The organism is Streptomyces sp. NPDC031379 (assembly GCF_055569615.1).
In genome coordinates this window covers 184,600-201,810 of the sequence record NZ_JBVIIT010000003.1, presented here as the reverse complement: position 1 = coordinate 201,810, position 17,211 = coordinate 184,600, and the positions used below count along the sequence as shown (strand labels likewise).

Annotated in this window: 17 protein-coding genes; 7 read left to right on the top strand and 10 right to left on the bottom strand. The window is 73.3% G+C overall.

What is annotated here, in order from left to right:
• Positions 1-97 precede the first annotated feature (97 nt).
• The 4 genes from ACZ5CW_RS05795 to ACZ5CW_RS05780 form a co-directional block, all read right to left on the bottom strand.
• On the bottom strand, positions 98-1,066 hold the full coding sequence (locus tag ACZ5CW_RS05795) for an acetylxylan esterase (RefSeq protein WP_468598713.1): 969 nt from the start codon (positions 1,064-1,066) through the stop codon (positions 98-100).
• Positions 1,067-1,253: 187 nt separating this feature from the next.
• Positions 1,254-1,838, bottom strand: a complete 585-nt coding sequence (locus ACZ5CW_RS05790; protein WP_468599051.1) for an Rv1733c family protein — start codon at positions 1,836-1,838, stop codon at positions 1,254-1,256.
• A 218-nt stretch (positions 1,839-2,056) separates the two neighbouring features.
• Entirely contained in the window at positions 2,057-2,842 is a 786-nt protein-coding gene (locus ACZ5CW_RS05785) for a ferredoxin reductase (protein WP_468598711.1), read from the bottom strand.
• Positions 2,835-3,440 (bottom strand): sulfite oxidase-like oxidoreductase, encoded by a 606-nt coding sequence (locus ACZ5CW_RS05780; RefSeq protein ID WP_468598709.1) that lies wholly within the window; start codon positions 3,438-3,440, stop codon positions 2,835-2,837. The genes ACZ5CW_RS05785 and ACZ5CW_RS05780 overlap by 8 nt, the downstream gene beginning before the upstream one ends.
• 214 nt (positions 3,441-3,654) lie before the next feature.
• Between ACZ5CW_RS05780 and ACZ5CW_RS05775 the strand changes: the two genes are divergently transcribed.
• Positions 3,655-4,413, top strand: a complete 759-nt coding sequence (locus ACZ5CW_RS05775; protein ID WP_468598708.1) for a GNAT family N-acetyltransferase — start codon at positions 3,655-3,657, stop codon at positions 4,411-4,413.
• 535 nt (positions 4,414-4,948) lie between these two features.
• Here the strand turns inward: ACZ5CW_RS05775 and ACZ5CW_RS05770 are convergent.
• On the bottom strand, positions 4,949-5,347 hold the full coding sequence (locus ACZ5CW_RS05770; protein WP_468599049.1) for a MarR family winged helix-turn-helix transcriptional regulator: 399 nt from the start codon (positions 5,345-5,347) through the stop codon (positions 4,949-4,951).
• 125 nt (positions 5,348-5,472) lie between these two features.
• On the opposite strand from ACZ5CW_RS05770, the gene ACZ5CW_RS05765 reads away from it, so the two are divergent.
• Positions 5,473-6,552, top strand: coding sequence for an ABC-2 transporter permease (locus ACZ5CW_RS05765; RefSeq protein WP_468598706.1), 1,080 nt, complete (start codon positions 5,473-5,475; stop codon positions 6,550-6,552).
• An 8-nt stretch (positions 6,553-6,560) separates the two neighbouring features.
• Here the strand turns inward: ACZ5CW_RS05765 and ACZ5CW_RS05760 are convergent, their stop codons facing one another.
• Together ACZ5CW_RS05760 and ACZ5CW_RS05755 are read right to left on the bottom strand one after the other, a co-directional pair.
• The gene (locus ACZ5CW_RS05760; protein ID WP_468598705.1) at positions 6,561-7,130 is read right to left on the bottom strand and encodes a TetR/AcrR family transcriptional regulator; all 570 of its coding nucleotides are present in this window, start codon (positions 7,128-7,130) and stop codon (positions 6,561-6,563) included.
• Positions 7,131-7,150: 20 nt separating this feature from the next.
• Entirely contained in the window at positions 7,151-7,732 is a 582-nt protein-coding gene (locus ACZ5CW_RS05755; RefSeq protein ID WP_468598703.1) for a sugar O-acetyltransferase, read from the bottom strand.
• Positions 7,733-8,036: 304 nt separating this feature from the next.
• On the opposite strand from ACZ5CW_RS05755, the gene ACZ5CW_RS05750 reads away from it, so the two are divergent.
• Positions 8,037-8,858, top strand: coding sequence for a putative protein N(5)-glutamine methyltransferase (locus ACZ5CW_RS05750; protein WP_468598702.1), 822 nt, complete (start codon positions 8,037-8,039; stop codon positions 8,856-8,858).
• Between the two features lie 5 nt (positions 8,859-8,863).
• Here the strand turns inward: ACZ5CW_RS05750 and ACZ5CW_RS05745 are convergent, their stop codons facing one another.
• Positions 8,864-10,942, bottom strand: a complete 2,079-nt coding sequence (locus ACZ5CW_RS05745; protein WP_468598701.1) for a SpoIIE family protein phosphatase — start codon at positions 10,940-10,942, stop codon at positions 8,864-8,866.
• A 314-nt stretch (positions 10,943-11,256) separates the two neighbouring features.
• Here ACZ5CW_RS05745 and ACZ5CW_RS05740 point away from each other — a divergent pair, with 314 nt between their 5' ends.
• From ACZ5CW_RS05740 to ACZ5CW_RS05725, 4 genes are all read left to right on the top strand, one after another.
• Complete coding sequence (locus ACZ5CW_RS05740; protein ID WP_468598699.1) at positions 11,257-12,129, top strand: hypothetical protein; 873 nt, start codon at positions 11,257-11,259, stop codon at positions 12,127-12,129.
• 95 nt (positions 12,130-12,224) lie between these two features.
• Positions 12,225-12,596 (top strand): hypothetical protein, encoded by a 372-nt coding sequence (locus ACZ5CW_RS05735; RefSeq protein WP_468598697.1) that lies wholly within the window; start codon positions 12,225-12,227, stop codon positions 12,594-12,596.
• A 186-nt stretch (positions 12,597-12,782) separates the two neighbouring features.
• Positions 12,783-14,798: an oxidoreductase gene (locus ACZ5CW_RS05730; RefSeq protein ID WP_468598695.1), complete on the top strand. Its 2,016-nt coding sequence runs from the start codon at positions 12,783-12,785 to the stop codon at positions 14,796-14,798.
• A 30-nt stretch (positions 14,799-14,828) separates the two neighbouring features.
• Positions 14,829-15,401 (top strand): PadR family transcriptional regulator, encoded by a 573-nt coding sequence (locus tag ACZ5CW_RS05725; RefSeq protein WP_468598693.1) that lies wholly within the window; start codon positions 14,829-14,831, stop codon positions 15,399-15,401.
• A gap of 98 nt (positions 15,402-15,499) precedes the next feature.
• Here ACZ5CW_RS05725 and ACZ5CW_RS05720 read toward each other — a convergent pair whose 3' ends face one another.
• Both ACZ5CW_RS05720 and ACZ5CW_RS05715 read right to left on the bottom strand, forming a co-directional pair.
• A complete protein-coding gene (locus ACZ5CW_RS05720) occupies positions 15,500-16,051 on the bottom strand; it encodes a hypothetical protein (protein ID WP_468599047.1) in 552 nt (183 codons plus the stop codon).
• Between the two features lie 181 nt (positions 16,052-16,232).
• Positions 16,233-17,207, bottom strand: coding sequence for a fibronectin type III domain-containing protein (locus tag ACZ5CW_RS05715; protein WP_468598691.1), 975 nt, complete (start codon positions 17,205-17,207; stop codon positions 16,233-16,235).
• Between the last annotated feature and the right edge of the window lie 4 nt (positions 17,208-17,211).

Below are 17,211 nucleotides of genomic sequence, written 5' to 3'. Positions count from 1 at the left end.
ACGTACCGACTGGTCGGACTGGAGGGAAGTCCGCGACGCGGCCGGGTCGGCGGTACCGCTCGCCGGGTTCCCTCCCCTGCCTCCGGTGCCGCTCGCCTCAGGCGTACGACCGCAGCCAGTTCACCTTCGCGGCCTCCTGGAAGGGGCCGCCGCCCTCGTGGTCGTTGAAGTGGTACACCTCGATCGCCTTGTCCTGGCGCGCCCAGGCGTTGAACGCCGCGAACACGGTCGACGGGGGGCAGGTCTGGTCCTCCAGGGCCGCCGAGAACAGGGCCGGGGCCCGGCCCCGGGCCGCGAAATGCACCCCGTCGAAGTAGGACAGTGTGCGCAGCACGTCCGCCGAACGGCCCCGGTGCGTCTTCAGGAACAGACCGATCTCCCGGTAGGGGTGGCGGTCCGTCAGGGTCGCGGCGCGCGGGAAGTCGCACAGGAACGGCACGTCCGGCGCGACGGCGACCAGGTCGGGGACCAGGCCGCCGACGGCGAGCGTGATGCCGCCGCCCTGGCTCGCGCCGATCGCCACGGTCCGCGCCGCGTCGGTCAGCGGGTGCGAACGGGCGGCCTCGACCGCGCGCACGGCGTCCGTGAACACCCGCCGGTAGTAGTAGTTCTCGGGTGCGTCGATGCCCCGCGTCATGAACCCCGGGTACGCCGGCGCCGCCCCCACCGGGTCCGCCGTGCCACCGCCGGCGCCCCAGGCGCTGCCCTGGCCCCGGGTGTCCATCATGAAGTGCGCACGGCCCGTCGAGGCCCACAGCAGGTTCTCGTGCGGCAGTCCGCGCCCGCCGCCGTAGCCGATGAACTCCACGACCAGCGGCAGCGGTTCGGTCGTGCCGGCCGGCAGCCGCAGCCAGCCCTTGACGGGGTGGCCGCCGAACCCGGCGAACGTCACGTCGTACACCTCGACCGTGGACAGCCCGGTCTCCACCGGCTCGAAGCGGGCGTCCAGTTCGTGCTCGCGCGCCTCCTGGAGCGTCTTGCCCCAGAAGGCGTCGAAGTCCTCGGGCTCGGCCGACTCGCTGCGGTACGCGCGGAGTTCGTCGAGGGAAAGGTCGAACAGGGCCATCAACAACCGCCTTAGCGAAGGGGGATCGCGTCAGCACACCGTACGTGGGTGATCCGATGGCTGACCAGGGTTCTGCGGCGATCTGGCAGCCTTGCTCCGTGGCGGCGATGCTGGTCAGCGACTGAGTAAGCGCTTGCATGAGGGGGCGGGCTGGATCAAACGACACCGCGCAGTGATCGGGTCACCGTCACGCCCTCGGCTGGGTCCACCTCGGTCCCGTCCGGGCCCACTCCCGCTCCCACTCGGCCAGCCGGTGGCGGAGCGCGATCCGGCGCGCGACGGCGTGCCCGAGGACCACCACGCCCGTGGCACCGCCCGCCGCGCACAGGCCGACGGTGACCGCGTGCTGCCAGACCGCCGCGGCGTCCGGTGGCGGGGCCACGCCGCGCCCCCTCCGGTCGAGCCACACGGAGACCACGTCGCCGGTCCGGGTTCCCGCCGGTACCCGGGCCCACGTGGTGCGGGCGCCCTTGCCGGGCTCGGTCCAGCGGACCTGGGCGCGGTAAGGGTGCTCGCGGTCGCCCTGGGTGACCGGCCGCCGCTTCGGCGGGTCGCCGATCACCGTGGCGCGCACCCGGTGGCGTTCGGCCCGCTGGGCCGCGGCGAGTGTACGGGCCTCGCCGTGGGCGTGCAGACCCGCCGCGATCCCGACCAGAGGGACGACCACGAAGAGCAGGACGGCGACGACCAGCACCGTCCAGGCCTCCACGACGTCGGACCTGCGCCGCAGCGGATTGCGCCGCCAGCGCCAACCCCGCACCCGCGTACGCATGTGCACCTCCTCGCCACCGCCGGAGCCGAAGAGCCGGACGGGCCGCTCCACGGCCCGTCCCCCCTCCGCTCGCGCACACGAGCGTCCACACCCCTCTCGTACCCCGTACAGCGCACCTCGCGCATGCGATGGACCCGCGAGTTCAAGCCCACATGAAGCGCGGAACGCGCCATGCGCCCCACGATCGCGCTGCCGGGCCCGGCACGCGACCCGAGCGGTCAGCCGAAGCGCTCGATGCGGATGCGGTCCACCGGCTGGCCCGCCTCGACCAGCAGCCGGGAGGCGTGCTCGGCGAAGCCGTTGGACCCGCACACATAGGCCTCCCACCCACCAGGAGGCTGCTCGGCCAGGAGCGGAGCCACATGTGCGGCCGTCATACGTCCCACCGGCACCCCAGCCGGCGCGCTGCGGGTGAACACGGGCGTCGTCTCCGCGTCCAGTTCCCGTGCGTAGATCAGCTCCCCGGGGCTGCGCGCGGACACCAGCATCCGCAGCGGCACGGTGAGACCGCGCGCCCGGTGGTGCCGCACCATCGACATCAGCGGCACCACCCCGGAGCCGGCGCCGAGCAGCAGCGCGGGCCGGTCGCCGGGCCAGGCGAAGAAGCCGCTCAGCGGGCCGCGCACCTCGACCGTGTCACCGGGCCGGGCCTCCGTGTGGAACCAGCCGGACACCTCGCCGCCCGGCACATGGTCCAAGGTCAGCTCGATGTGCCCGGACTCGTCCGGCGCCGACGCGATGGAGTAGTGGCGCTGCGCCACGTAACCGTCGTGCGCGGTCAGCCGCAGCATCAGGTGCTGCCCGGGCAGATGCCCCGCCCAGTACGGCACCGCCAGCCGGAACGTGGCCGCGTACGGCGTCTCGCGCCGGATCTCCGTCAGCGTGGCGGTCTGCCAGAGAGCCGCCGCCTGCTGGCTCACGGCGATGCGTCCGGGCACCGCGAACCGCGCCCCGGGAACGCCGGGCGCGGTGGAGGCCGTGTTCGTCGTCACCGTGTCAGTCACCGGAGTACCGCTGCTCCTCCCAGGGGTTGCCCCGCGCGTGGTAGCCGTTCTGCTCCCAGAAGCCCGGCTCGTCGTGGTCGAGGAGCGTGAGGCCGGCGATCCACTTGGCGCTCTTCCAGAAGTACAGGTGGGGTACCAGCAGCCGCGCCGGGCCGCCGTGCTCGGGCGGCAGCGGCGCGCCGTCGTACTCCCAGGCGATCCAGGCCCGGCCGCCGGTGAGGTCGGCGAGCGGCAGGTCGGTGGTGTAACCCGTGTGGGAGCGGGCGAGGACATGTGTGGCGGAGCCATGGGGCCGCACCACATCGAAGAAGGCGTCCAGCGAGACGCCGCCGAACCGCACGCCGAATTTCGACCAGCCGGTCACACAGTGGATGTCACCCTCGTACGCCGACGCCGGCAGCGCGTGGGCCGCGTCCCAGTCCCAGGTGTGCGGCCGCTCGACCAGGCCGTCGATACGGAAGGACCAGTCGGTGGGCGCGAGGTCGGGGGTGACCTCGGCGGACAGGACGGGCCAGTCCTCGCCCGCGTCGTACTGCCCGGGCGGCAGCCCCGGGTTGTGGACGCGCGGGCGGCCCGTGAAGCCTCGCGTGACGTTCATGCTTCAACCGTACGCTGTCGTTCCGGGTGCTCTGTCCCTGGTCATCAGCCCGATCGTTGCGGCCGTATGAACACTCCGAGGGAGGGGGAATACCGGCCCGGTGCTCCTCCTTGGCGCTCAGTGCCGGCTCCGGTGCGCCGGTGACAGCGCGAGAGAAGTGAGGGAAGAGGATGCCCAAGGCCAACGCCCGCAGGACCGTGATCGAGGTGGCCGCGTGAGCCTCACGAGCAGTTCCGGCGCCCGCGGCCCGGCCGCCGCCGCCCCGCACGTCCTCGACAACCCGGCCCTCGCCTCCCTGACCGGCCCGCACGCCCACTTCGCCGAGCGGCGCGGCCGGGTGCTGCGTTACCCGGTCGACGTCTCCCCATGGCTCGCGCTGCCCGACGAACCGGACGCGCAGGACTGGGCGGACCTCGCCGCGCTGGCCGGTCCCGGAACCGAGGTTCCGCTGCCCGGTTTCCGTGGGGAGGTGCCGGAGGGCTGGGAGATCACCTTCCGGATGACCGGCGTGCAGTTCGTGGACGACGGCCTGGCCGCGGCGCCGGACGCGGAGGCGGTCCGTCTCGGCCCGGCGGACGTACCCGACATGCTGGACCTCGTGGCGCGCACCCGGCCGGGGCCGTTCCTGCAGCGCACGGTCGAACTCGGCACCTACCTCGGCATCCGCCGGGACGGCCGGCTGATCGCCATGGCGGGGGAGCGGCTGCACCCGCCGGGCTGGACCGAGATCAGCGCCGTCTGCACCGACCCCGCGTTCCGCGGTGAGGGGCTGGCCACCCGCCTGATCCTCGCGGTCGCCCACGGCGTCCGGGAGCGTGGCGAGACGCCGTTCCTGCACACGAGCGCCGAGAACGGCACCGCCATCCGGCTGTACGAGTCCCTCGGCTTCCGGCTGCGCCGCCACACGGCGTTCCTGGCGGCCCGGGCACCCGAACGTCTGCCGGACGGCCGCCCCGCGGTACCGGTGCCGTAACGCCCCTCGCACCGCGGTCGCACACCCCGGGCACCCCGCCACGTGACCGCCTTGGGCGGGGGATCGCAACGCATGCCTCGGGCGGCGCACCGCACCGGCGTCCGCGGTCCCCTCTCGCAGCCCGGGCCCGCGGCGGAGAATCTCCCGCTCCCCTGCCGGCCCAGGCCGCACCCTTCCCTCGGCTTCCGGCTGCGCCCGGCAGTCCGGGTGCGGTGCCGGGCGAGTGCCTGGGGTGGTCCAGCGCACCTGAGCGTCCGGTGGTTCCGGTGGTGCGTCGCGGGCTGGGCCTCCGGTGGGGGGGCGCCCCGCTCCTCTAGTGGCTCCGGCCGCTCCGTTGTCTGGGTTTCCGGCTGGGCCGCCACCGGGCGTTCCTCGCTGCCCGGGACCACACCATGCGAAACGCCCCTGGGGCCCGGCACCTGCACATCCGGCGCCACACCGCACCCGCGCTTCCGATGGTGCGCCGCAGCCGGTGGCGTCTCGCTCCTCCGGCGGGGGGGGACCGCACCCTCCCCCCGCCCGCCGTCCCGGAAGCTCAGTCCGAGTCGGGGGAGGCCGGTCCCGCGTTGTAGCGCTCCAGGTAGGCCGCGAAGCGCACCAGGTCCTCCTCCGGCCAGTCCGCGAGCCGCTCCTGGAAGGCGGTGCGGCGGCTGCGGGTGACCTGGGCGAGGATCTCCTGGCCGGCCTCCGTGAGATGCAGCACCTGGACCCGGTGGTCCTCCGGGTCCTGCCGCCGCTCGATCAGCCCGGCCCGCTCCAGTGCGGCGACCTGCCGGCTCACCGTGGACTTGTCCAGGGCGTAGTGGGCCGCCAGGTCCGTCGCCCGGCAGCCGCCCTGCTCCTCCAGGTGTCCGAGCAGGGTGTACGACACCAGCGACAGTTCGGGATGCATGCGTCCCGCCGAGGCGCGGGCCCGGCGGGCGAAGATCGTCATCTCGCGCTGGATCGTCTCGACGGCCGACTGCGCTGCACTCACGGGATTACCTCCTCCGGCGTTCTAGTTGTATAGTACAACTTGAACTGAAAGTTGTATAAGCCAACCATTGGAGGTCGTGCGCGATGAGGTCACCGGCGTTGCGCCACGTGCTCACGCACCTGATCACCCCGCTGCTGATGTGCATAGGCATGGGGCTCGCGTACATGGGGGCCTTCGTCACCCCCGAGCCGCACCACCTGCCCGTCGCCGTCGTGGGCACCGCCCCGCAGGCCAAGGTCTTCGCACAGACGGTGAAGGACACCGCGGGGGACAAGCTCGACGTGCGGACGGTCGCCACCCGCGCCGAGGCCGTCGACCTGCTCGAGTCCCGGGAGGTGACCGGCGCCTATGTGCCGAGCGCCAAGGCGCCCGAGCTGCTCGTGGCCCGCGCCGCCTCCGACATGGGCGCGATGGCCGTCGAGAAGGTGTTCACACCGGTCGCCGAGCAGCAGGGCGACCCGCTGAAGGTCACCGACGTGGCGCCGCCGGTCGCCGACGACCCCACCGGCCAGGGTCTGTTCTTCCTGCTGATCGCGCTCAGCATCGGCTCCTACGCCTCGGTCGCCGCCCTCGGCGCCGCGGGTGCCGCCCTCGCGATGCGGGTGCGGGCGCTGCTCGCCCTCGGCGTCTCCGCCGTGGTCAGCGGCATCGGCGTGCTGCTCGCCGGTCCGGTGTTCCATCTCGCGCACCACGACCTCGCGGGCGTGTGGGGCATGGCCTGGCTGTACTCGGCGGGCGTCCTCTTCGTCGGCGTCGGCCTGCACACCTTCCTCAAGCGCTGGACCACGCTGACCATGATGGTGCTGTTCGTGATGCTGAACTTCACCAGCTCCGGCGGCCTGTTCCGGCCCGAGCTGCAGAACGGCTTCTTCGGCACCCTGCACGCATTCTGGAACGGCGCAGGCTTCGTCGAGGGCATCCGCAGCCTGCTGTACTTCGACAACGACGGCCTGGCGCGCAACGCGTGGACCCTCGTGGTCTGGCTGCTCGCCGGCCTCGTCGTGACCGCGCTAGCGGCCCTGTACGAGGGCACCCGTCGGGCCCGGCCGGCCACCGCCCGTCCCGAGCCCGCGACCGAGACCGAGGCAAGGCCCGAGCGGGACGCCGAGCGGGCGGCCGAGGAGGACGCCGAGGAAGAGGTCGAGGAGACGGTCGGCGTCTGACCGTGCCCCTACGGGCCGCGCGCAGGCCGCCGCCGGGCGGGGGTGGTGACGCGCCTGACCGCCTCGCGGGTGAGTGCCCGGCTGTGCGGTGCGCCGTCGAGGGCTCGGTGGAGGGTGAGCCCTTCGATGAGCGCGTCGAGCTGGCGGGCGGTGCCGGGGTCGAAGTGCCGCTCCAGGAGGTGCCGGCTGCGGAGCATCCACGCCTGGGTCAGCTCCCGGTACTCCGGGCGCCGGGCGGCGAGGGTGTACAGCTCCTGAGTGAGGATCAGGTCGCGTTGGGGACCTTCGGAGAGCGTGTGGACGAGGTCGGTGACGGCCTCGCGCGCCTCGTCGGCGCCGGCGGCGCGGTCCAGGTGCTGCTCGAAGACGGTCACGATGTGGTCCGCGAAGCGGGTGAAGGCTTCGCGGAGCAGCTCGTCGATGCCGGTGAAGTGATAGGTCATCGAGCCGAGCGGGACACCGGCCCGCGTGGCGATCTTGCGGTGGGAGACACCCGCGACGCCTTCTTCGGCGATGTGGTCGAGGGTGGCGGCGAGGATGCGCTCGCGCCGCTGCGGGTCGGTGTGTCCGGTGGCCATCGGTGACGCGCCTCAGTGCCTCAGAGGTCGCGGACCGGCCGGGCGGGGTTGCCGACGGCGACGACGTTCGCGGGGATGTCCCTGGTCACCACCGAGCCGGCGCCGATGACGCTGTTGTCGCCGATGGTCACACCGGGACAGACGATGACGCCTCCGCCGAGCCAGACGTTGTCCCCGACGGTGATGGGCAGGGCGGCCTCCAGCTTGTCGCGCCGGGGCCGGGGCTCCACGGGGTGGGTGGGGGTGAGCAGTTGGACGTTGGGGCCGATCTGGCAGTCCTCGCCGATGCTGATCCGGGCGACGTCCAGGGCGGTCAGATGGTAGTTGACGAAGGTGCGGGCACCGATGGTGATGTTGCTGCCGTAGTCGACGTACAGCGGCGGGCGCACGTCGACGTTCTCGCCCGCGGAGCCGAGCAGTTCCTCGAGGACCGGCCGGGCCGTGGCGGGGTCCTCGAGGTAGGCGGCCTGGTAGCGCGCGGCGAGCCGCCTGGCGCGCTGCTGTCTGCCGGCGATCTCGGGGTCGTCGGCGATGTAGAGGTCGCCCGCGAGCATGCGCTCCAGGTGGGTGCGGGGGTCGTCCGCGAAGTAGTCCGACGCCATGCGTACGATCGTACGCTCTGAAGGTACGTTCGTACACTCCTCGGCGTGCCGTGATGCCGTCCTGCACGCGGCCGACGGGCTGTTGGGGCTGTTGGGGCCGTTGGGGCCGTTGGGGCCGTTGGGGCCGTTGGGGTATGCTGGCCGTCCGGTCGCGGACTCCCGCGGCCCCGACGGCGAGGAGGTGAGACCCATCACCGCTGTGTCAGCTGGGGTGCTCTCTCCTCGTGACGGCGCGGTACACCGGCAGCGGTGACACCGCGGGAGCGCCCTCGGTCCTCGCGCTCCCGAAAGGCTTCCGGCCTCCATGCCCTCCCTGCCCCCTCCGTCCTTTCCGCCCGCCGATTCCTCGGTCTTCCCCGTTTCTCCCGCTGCCGTCGTGGCCGCGCTGCGCGCCGCCGGGTGCGTCTTCGCCGAGGACGAGGCGGAGTTGCTGCTCGCGACCGCCGAGACCGTGGAGGAACTCACCTCTATGGTGGATCGGCGCGTCGCCGGGCTTCCCCTCGAACAGGTTCTCGGCTGGGCCCGGTTCCACGACCTGCGCATCACCGTGGAACCCGGGGTGTTCGTTCCCCGCCGCCGTACCGAGTTCCTCGTCGACCAGGCGCTGGCCACGGCGCCGCGGGCGGGGGTGGTCGTGGACCTGTGCTGTGGTTCCGGCGCACTCGGCGCGGCCCTGGCCGCTGCCCTGGACGGTGCCGAGGTGCACGCGGCCGACATCGACCCCGCCGCCGTACGCTGTGCCCGCCGCAATCTCGCCGCCTTCGGCGGCCGAGCCCACCGGGGCGACCTGTACGACGCCCTGCCCGCCGGTCTGCGCGGCCGCGTCGACATCCTGACGGCCAACGTGCCCTACGTCCCCACCGATGAGGTGCCCCTGCTGCCGGCCGAGGCCCGCGAGCATGAGCCGCGGGCCGCCCTGGACGGCGGCGCGGACGGCCTCGACGTGCTGCGCAGGGTGGCCGCCGGGGCCGCCGGCTGGCTGGCGCCCGGCGGCTGCCTCCTGAGCGAGACGAGCGAGCACCAGGCGGCGACCGCCGTGGAGGTGTTCACCCAGGCGGGTCTGACGACCCGTCTGGCGGTGTCGGAGGAGCTGTACGCGCACGTGGTGATCGGCGTTCGGCAGTAGATGCCCTACGGCAGCTGCTGCGCGCGGGCGATGAGCAGGGCCACGTCGTCGTGGTTGTCGGGGTGGTGCAGCGTGCGCAGGAGCAGGTCGCAGGCCTCCTCCAGCGGGCGCTGAGGGTCGTCGAGCAGGGACAGCAGGAAGTCCAGGCGCTCGTCCAGCGAGTGACGACGGGTCTCCACCAGGCCGTCGGTGTAGAACACCAGCTCGTCGCCGGGCTCGAAGTCGACGGTGACGGTGCGGAACTCGATCCCGCCCACGCCGAGGGGCACCCCGGTCGGCAGGTCGAGCAGCTCGGCCGGGCGGCCGGGCCGGACCCGGGCCGGCGGCAGGTGCCCGGCGTTGGCGATCCGGCACTGGCGCAGATGCGGGTCGTGGACGGCGTACACGCAGGTCGCGATGGAGTGGTCCAGGGCCGAGGTCGTCTTGTCCAGGTGCTCCAGCAGCAGGGCCGGGTCGAGGTCGAGCGCGGCCAGCGTGGTGGTCGCGGTACGCAGCCGGCCCATCGTGGCGGCCGCGCTGATGCCGCTGCCCATCACGTCGCCCACCACGAGCGCGGTCTTCCCGCCCTCCAGCGGGATGACGTCGAACCAGTCGCCGCCGACCTCGCTGGTGGCGCCCGCCGGCTGGTAGCGGGAGGCCACCTCGAGTCCGGTGGTGACCGGCGGATGACTGGGCAGCAGGCTGCGCTGCAGGGTGAGGGCGGTGTTGCGGGCGTTCTGGTACCAGCGCGCGTTGTCGATCTGCACGGCCGCGCGGGCCGCCAGTTCCCGCGCCAGCAGCACGTCGTCCTCGCCGAACGGCGCCGGATTGCGGGTGCGTTTGAGGTCGAGCGCCCCCAGCACCTCGCCGCGCGCGATCAGCGGGACCGCGAGGTACGAGTGCAGGCCCGCCCGGCCCAGCAGCACGGCCGCGTCGGGCGAGCGGGCGATGCGCGGCAGGTCGTCGTCCTTCACCTGCGGCACCAGCACCGCCTCGCCCGTACGCACGCACTCGGTGACCAATCGGTCGGGCGCGTACCGGGCGATCCGGCCGGGCGGGTCGGCGGCCCGTACGGCTTCCGTGTCCTCCTCCGGGCGCAGGGCGAGTGCCCGGATCACCGCGGGCTCCGTGGGGCCGAGCGTGCTGGGCCGGCCCTCCACCACGGCGTCCAGCAGGTCCACGGCCGCCACGTCCGCCAGTTCCGGTACGGCGACCTCGGCCAGCTCGCTGGCGGTGCGCTCCAGTTCGAGCGTCGTACCGATCCGGGCGGAGGCGTCGGCGATGACCGCGAGCCGGCGCCTGGCGGCCTCCGCCTCCACGGAGGCCCGGTACTGCTCGGTGATGTCGACGAGTGAGACCGCCACCCCGAGCACGTTGCCCATGGCGTCCTCGAGCCGGTACAGCGAGTGCGACCAGGTGCGCTCCTCGTCGGGGTCGGCGTGGGTACGGCCGACGAGCGTGTCGTCGATCACGGGCACGCCCGTCTCCAGTACCCGCCGGGCGGCGGCCTCCAGGGCGTCGGCGTCCACCAGTGGCAGCGCCTCGCGCAGCGTCCGGCCCACGTGTTCCGCGACCGGCACGCCGTTGATCTTCTCCAGCGCCAGGTTGACCGAGACGAACCGCAGTCGCGTGTCCAGGACGCCGTATCCGATCGGTGACTGCTTCACCATGCGCTCGGACAGCGCCACGTCCTGCTCCAGCCGCCGTACGGTCGACTGGTCGGCCGCGAGCCCGAGCGCGTACACGTCGCCGCGGTCGTCCAGCAGCCGCATGTTGCGGAACTCCACCAGGCGGGTGCTGCCGTCCTTGTGCCGGACCGGGAAGCCGCCGGCCCAGCTCTGGCCGGTGCGCATGACGTCGGAGAAGAGCCTGCCCACCAGCTGGATGTGCCGCTCGTGCACCATCAGCCGGGCGGCGTACTGGCCCAGGGCCTCCTGCGCGGTGTATCCGAACAGCTCCTCCGCCTGCGGGCTCCACAGCACGATCCGCCCGTCGGTGTCCAGCACCACCGACGCGACGCCCAGCACGTCCAGCAGGCCGCCCGGCCGCACCGGTCCGCGCGCGGGCTCGCCGCCCTCGGCCACCGGAGCCTCGGCTGCACTCATGCCACGCACCGCCTTCGCCCGTCCGCACGGCACGCCGTCCCCCGTGCCGACTCCCCTTGTTCTACCGCGCTCACACCGACTCTCCGAGGCCTTGGCCGTCTACCTCCACCATCCCTCAACACGGCGGCGGACGTCCGCCGAAGCCCCACGGGTGGAGCATCCGGTGCGGGGTCCTCCCGCGCAGACCGTACCGGCCGGTCCCGTGGGCCGTGAGAGTTCACGCTCATGTTGCTGCATTGGCCTGTACATGACTATCGCGCCACGCCAGACTGTCCGCCGACCGAGTGCCCCCGCCCCCCTCCGAGGAGTCGGCCATGCCCGCGCCCGCCCGGCAACGTTGTCACGCAGTCCTCGCCGGACTCGTCACCCTCGCCGTCGTGTCCCTCGCCGCACCCACGCCCGCCTCGGCGGCCGACGCGTGGAGCGAGACCGGCTCCGACCGCGCCGACCCGCTCACCGAGAGCCAGGGCCTGACCTCGGTGGAGGTGCCGGCCGGCAGCCCCAACCACTACACCGGCATCGGCACCATCCCCCTCGGGGTCTCCAGCCGCGGCTGGAACCACGTCGGCGACCCCGACGCCTCGTACGACGGCTACTACATCGAGCCCTATCAGCGGGACTCCGGCAACGCGAAGATGTTCCGTGTGCAGGCGCCCGGCGGTACCTGGTCGGAGTACGTCCACACGCTCGGTCCCGGTGAGGCCCTGAACAACTCCTGGGTCGCCGTCTCGCCCGACGGCCAGTGGATGCTCGCGGGGGAATGGGGCACGATGACCCGGCTGCTGGTCTTCCCGACCCCCGGGGTCCATCCGGGCACCTCGCCCGCGGCCGACCTCCCGCAGGCCTCGGCCGTCGACCTCGACCATGCCGTCCGCGACGTCCAGGGCTGCGACTTCTCCGGCCCCACGACCCTGCTGTGTTCCTCGGACGACCCCGACGGCAGCCTCTTCGGCATCACCAAGCCGCTGCTCCAGATCGACCTCTCGGCGGCCCCGAACGGCTCCGCGAACGTCTCCGGGCACGTCACGGCCCTGCGCCAGCTGCCGCTGCGCAGTTCGTGCTCGGGCGGCTTCGAGGCGGAGGGCATCGACTACGACCGGCGCACGGGCGTCCTGCGGGTCATCGTGGTGTCGCCCGGCTTCTGCGTGCTGACGGACAGCAAGACGTACAAGTTCACCCGCAGCTGAGGTGTGCTCGTCCGCCGGTGGTGCTTTCCTGAGGATGGACGCGGTTCGGCGGGGTACCCCGTTCCACCGCAGCGCGGCCACGAAAGGAGCGATCAATGGCACACACGGAGCGGTCGCATCCGGAAACCGTCACGGTGGAGATCAGCGGCTCCAAGGAGGATGCCCGCCTCGTCTTCGACGCCCTCGGGTCCTGCTTCGCCTCCGACCGGGGCGCGGACGAGGAGCCCCAGCAGCTCCACGCGACGCGCCCTATGGTGTGGCTCGGCACGTACGACGTCGCGGACGCCCATGGGCAGGGCTGCCCGCCGGTCCACCTCGGCTCGTCCGTTCAGGCCGACATCCAGGGCGGCTACTGGGCCGTCAACCGGTTCCGCACCACCCTGGACTCGATGTTCACCGTGCAGGAGACCTGCGCGGCCTCCGGCGACCAGGAGAGGGATCTGCACCTCCTCCTGGACAGCCGCTGACCGCGCGGTGGAAGGGCGGTACGCCCCGGCCGGCTCCCCGCCGGCCGGGGCGTACCGCGTCAGGCCGTGGCCGACCAGTAGGCAGGGAGTGGCTGGAGTCACCCCCGCGCGGTTGTGCAACTAGTTGCATAAAGCGTCGGGCTTCCTCTACAACAAGAGGCGACGACACCGCGCACGGAGGGCCCGATGAGCCGTTACCCGCACCTGATGACCCCGCTCGACCTGGGCTTCACCACGCTGCCCAACCGCGTGCTCATGGGCTCGATGCACGTCGGCCTGGAAGAGGCCGAGCACGGCTTCGAGCGGATGGCGGCGTTCTACGCGGCCCGCGCCCGCGGCGGGGTCGGGCTCATCGTCACCGGCGGCATCGCGCCCAACGACGAGGGCCGGCCGTACGAGGGCGGCGCCAAGCTCACCACCGAGGCGGAGGCCGCGCAGCACCGGACCGTCACCGAGGCCGTGCACCGCGAGGGCGGCCGCATCGCCCTGCAGATCCTGCACTTCGGGCGGTACGCCTACCACCAGGGCCTGGTAGCCCCGAGCGCGCTGCAGGCCCCGATCAGCCCCTTCGTCCCCCGCGAGCTGACCGACGCCGAGGTCGAGCGGACCATCGACGACTACGCCCGTGCCGCCCGCCTCGCCCGGCAGGCCGGCTACGACGGCGTCGAGATCATGGGCTCCGAGGGCTACCTCATCAACGAGTTCATCGCCGCGCAGACCAACCGGCGCGAGGACCGCTGGGGCGGCTCCTACGAGAACCGCATGCGCTTCCCGGTCGAGATCGTCCGGCGGGTGCGCGAGGCCGTCGGCGAGGACTTCATCATCGTCTACCGCCTGTCCATGCTGGACCTGGTCCCGGGCGGCTCCTCCCTGGAAGAGGTCGTCACCCTCGCCAAGGCCGTCGAGGCCGCCGGGGCGACGATCATCAACACCGGCATCGGCTGGCACGAGGCCCGCATCCCCACCATCGCCACCTCCGTGCCGCGCGGCGCCTACACCTGGGTCACCCGCAAGCTCATGGGCGAGGTGTCCGTCCCGCTGGTGACCACCAACCGGATCAACACCCCCGAGGTGGCGGAGCAGTTGCTCGCCGAGGGGCACGCCGACATGGTCTCCATGGCCCGCCCGATGCTCGCCGACCCCGACTTCGTCGCCAAGGCCGCCGCGGGGACGCCCGAGGCCATCAACACCTGCATCGGCTGCAACCAGGCCTGTCTCGACCACACCTTCAGCGGGCAGATCACCTCCTGCCTGGTCAACCCGCGCGCCTGCCACGAGACCGAGCTGGTGCTCTCCCCGACCCGGCTGCGCAAGCGCGTCGCGGTCGTCGGCGCGGGCCCGGCCGGACTCGCCTGCGCGGTCTCCGCCGCGGAGCGCGGCCACGCCGTCACCCTGTTCGACGCCGCGAGCGAGATCGGCGGCCAGCTCAACGTCGCCCGCAAGGTCCCCGGCAAGCAGGAGTTCGACGAGACCCTGCGCTACTTCCGCCACCAGCTCGACGCGCACGGCGTGGACGTACGCCTGGACACCTGGGTGGGGGCCGGCGACCTGGCGGACTACGACGAGGTCGTCGTCGCCACCGGCGTCACCCCGCGCACCCCCGACATCCCCGGCGCCGACCACCCCCGCGTCCTCGGCTACCTCGACGTCCTGCGCGACGGTGCCCCCGTCGGCGACCGCGTCGCCGTCCTCGGCGCCGGCGGCATCGGCTTCGACGTCGCCGAGTTCCTCACCGACGGCGGCGACAAGGCGAGCGAGGACCCGGAGACCTACTTCCGGCACTGGGGCGTCGACATGGACTACCGGGAGCCGGGCGGCCTCGCAGCCCCGCGGCGGCCGGCCCCGCCGCGCACCGTCCACCTGCTCCAGCGCAAGACCACCAAGGTCGGCGCCGGGCTCGGCAAGACCACGGGCTGGATCCACCGCGCCGAGCTGAAGCACCGGGGCGTCACCATGGTCCCCGGGGTGCGCTACGACCGGATCGACGACGCCGGCCTGCACATCACCGTCGGCGAGGAGAGCACGGTCCTGGAGGTCGACACCGTGGTGCTGTGCACCGGCCAGGAGCCGCGCCGCGACCTCTACGAGGAGCTGGTCGCCGCCGGGCGCAGCGCCCATCTGATCGGCGGCGCCGACGTGGCGGCCGAGCTGGACGCCAAGCGGGCCATCAAGCAGGGCACCGAGCTGGCGGCGGCGCTGTAGGGCCGGGGCGCGCGTCCCTAGGATGAGTCCATGTCACTCCCGCACGCGATCCTCACCGCCCTGCTGGAAAAGCCGTCGTCGGGGCTGGAGCTGACCCGCCGGTTCGACAAGTCGATCGGGTACTTCTGGTCCGCGACGCATCAGCAGATCTATCGCGAGCTGGGAAAGCTGGAGGCCGAGGGCTTCATCCGCGCGCTCTCGGCCGAGCAGCCGGCCCGTGGGCAGAAGAAGAGCTACGAGGTCCTGCCCGCGGGCCGCGCCGAACTGGCCCGGTGGACCGCCGCCGGGCAGGATCCCAAGCCCCAGCGGGACGTGCTGCTGCTGCGGCTGCGCGCGGCGGCCGTGGTCGGCACCGCGGGCCTGGAGAGCGATCTGCGCCGCCATCTGGAGCTGCACCGGCGGCAGCTGGCCGAGTATCAGGAGATCGAGGAGCGCGACTTCCCGCCGGGCCGGGACGCCCCGCAGGACCGGCTGCGCCATCTGGTCCTGCGGGCGGGCATCGATCTGGAGACCTTCTGGACCCGGTGGCTCACGCACGCCCTGACGGAGTTCGCCGAACTGCCCGACGGGGAAGCGGCGGGCAGCGACCCGGCCGGGGGCTGAGGGGCCGGCCGGGACGGCACGGGGCGGCAGGGGCGTGTCGCCGCCGGCGGCACGGCCGGGGCCGAACGGCCGCCGCCCGCGGCCGGTGCGGCGGCCGCTCAGAGCCGGTACGGCTTCGAGCGGCGGCGCAGGAACCAGCCCGTGGCAACGACACCGGCGCCGACCAGGGCCGCGCCGACGCCCAGCGTCAGCGGGCCGTAGTCGCGGACGGCACCACCCAGCCCGCCCGCCACGCCCCGCGAGGGCGCGGCCGTGGACGTCGCCGAGATCGTCGGGGCCCTCGGGGTCGTCGCGGGCGCCGAGACGATCACCGACTGGCTGCCCGCCGTGACCCCGCTGGAGCAGAGCACGGCCACGGTGTAGGTCCCCGGGCTCACCCCGGTCCAGGCCGCGGACTGGCTGACGGTCGTGCCCGACAGGGCGACCTGCCGGCCCTGGGCGAAGCTCGCCTGACGGCTGGTGAGCAGGGCCGCGGTGCCCCAGGCGCCGTTGATCTGGCTGCACGCGCTCGTGACCACCGAGACGGTGGACCCGGTCGTGCTGACGGAGATGCCCGAGACCGCGGCGGACGGCCCGGCGAGCGCGGCCGGGAGCGTGGCGGCGGCCGCCAGGGTAAGGCCGGAACGGAGGAGGAGTCGCGAGGTGTGCATGGGCTGGCCTCCGGCGGCACGGTCGGCGGTACGTCCCATGCGCCGCCAAGGGTCGGGAAACGTCCGTGCTGCCTCCACCGCAGCCAACGCGGTCCCGGGCTCGGCCGCACCCGGGAGGCACCCGGACAGGTGACGGATTCCTTCGTCCGGCGCAAGGCGACACGCCGACGTGATGCGTCCGTCAGCCGCCCGTGGTCACCGTACGCTCCGCCGACCAGCCGCCCCATGTCCCGTCCGGCAGCCGCGCCCGCAGCCGCACCCGGTGTTCCTCCCCGGCGACCTCGCCCGCGTAGAAGCTGTAGCGGGCCCGGCCGCGCGGCGGGGTGCCGCCCCACACCAGCGAGGTCGCCGCGGCGCCGTCCAGGCGGATCTGGTACTCGGTGATCACGCCGTCCGTGCGCGGCGGAACCCAGGACAGATCGATGTAGTGGGCCCCGTCGGCCCGGTGGGTCGTGGCGGTGAAGCCGGTGGGCGCGGTGTCCCGGCCGTCGTCGGTGCCCGGGGTCGTGAGCCGGACCGGGCCGCTCGCGGGGGAGAGGTTGTCGGCGGCGTCCCGGGCCCGCACCGTGAAGACGTATGCGGTGCCGGGGCGCAGCCCGGTGACCACGGTGGCGGTCTGGTTCCCGCCGACGCTGTGGATCTTCGCCCCGCCCTGGTAGACCTCGTACGACACCACGCCCCGGTCGTCCCGGGACGCGCCCCAGGACAACTGGGCGGCACGGCTGCCGACGGCGCGCCCGGCGGGCTGCGGCGGCCGGGTCGGCGCCGAGTGGTCCGCCGCCGCGGCGGCCGGTGTCCGCGCCCGGACCGCCAGGCTCGGCGGACCGAGACGCCCGTCCGTATCCCGGGCCCGGACGGTGAAGGCATACATGGTGGACGGCCTGAGCCTGGTGACGTCCACCATGTGCTGCGAACCCGGGACTTCCTTCACCTTCGTGGTGCCGCGATATACCTCGTAGGAGCGGACACCGGGGCCGTCCGGGACCGCGTTCCACATCACGTGCACGCTGGTGGCGCTGCCCGCAGCCGCGGTGACCCCGGTCGGGGCACCGGGTGCCCGGCCCTCGTCGCCGTCGGCGGCCCGGCCCCAGCCGCAGGACGCGACCAGCAGCAGAGCCGCGCAGACCAGCACGAGCGGAAGGGGAGCGCGTCGCACGGTT

Bases quoted from the DNA above. Each gene is read 5' to 3' on its own strand.
- ACZ5CW_RS05795 (WP_468598713.1), bottom strand. From the start codon at position 1,066: ATGGCCCTGTTCGACCTTTCCCTCGACGAACTCCGCGCGTACCGCAGC.
- ACZ5CW_RS05790 (WP_468599051.1), bottom strand. From the start codon at position 1,838: ATGCGTACGCGGGTGCGGGGTTGGCGCTGGCGGCGCAATCCGCTGCGG.
- ACZ5CW_RS05780 (WP_468598709.1), bottom strand. From the start codon at position 3,440: ATGAACGTCACGCGAGGCTTCACGGGCCGCCCGCGCGTCCACAACCCG.
- ACZ5CW_RS05770 (WP_468599049.1), bottom strand. From the start codon at position 5,347: ATGACGATCTTCGCCCGCCGGGCCCGCGCCTCGGCGGGACGCATGCAT.
- ACZ5CW_RS05765 (WP_468598706.1), top strand. From the start codon at position 5,473: ATGAGGTCACCGGCGTTGCGCCACGTGCTCACGCACCTGATCACCCCG.
- ACZ5CW_RS05760 (WP_468598705.1), bottom strand. From the start codon at position 7,130: ATGGCCACCGGACACACCGACCCGCAGCGGCGCGAGCGCATCCTCGCC.
- ACZ5CW_RS05755 (WP_468598703.1), bottom strand. From the start codon at position 7,732: ATGGCGTCGGACTACTTCGCGGACGACCCCCGCACCCACCTGGAGCGC.
- ACZ5CW_RS05750 (WP_468598702.1), top strand. From the start codon at position 8,037: ATGCCCTCCCTGCCCCCTCCGTCCTTTCCGCCCGCCGATTCCTCGGTC.
- ACZ5CW_RS05745 (WP_468598701.1), bottom strand. From the start codon at position 10,942: ATGAGTGCAGCCGAGGCTCCGGTGGCCGAGGGCGGCGAGCCCGCGCGC.
- ACZ5CW_RS05740 (WP_468598699.1), top strand. From the start codon at position 11,257: ATGCCCGCGCCCGCCCGGCAACGTTGTCACGCAGTCCTCGCCGGACTC.
- ACZ5CW_RS05735 (WP_468598697.1), top strand. From the start codon at position 12,225: ATGGCACACACGGAGCGGTCGCATCCGGAAACCGTCACGGTGGAGATC.
- ACZ5CW_RS05730 (WP_468598695.1), top strand. From the start codon at position 12,783: ATGAGCCGTTACCCGCACCTGATGACCCCGCTCGACCTGGGCTTCACC.
- ACZ5CW_RS05725 (WP_468598693.1), top strand. From the start codon at position 14,829: ATGTCACTCCCGCACGCGATCCTCACCGCCCTGCTGGAAAAGCCGTCG.
- ACZ5CW_RS05720 (WP_468599047.1), bottom strand. From the start codon at position 16,051: ATGCACACCTCGCGACTCCTCCTCCGTTCCGGCCTTACCCTGGCGGCC.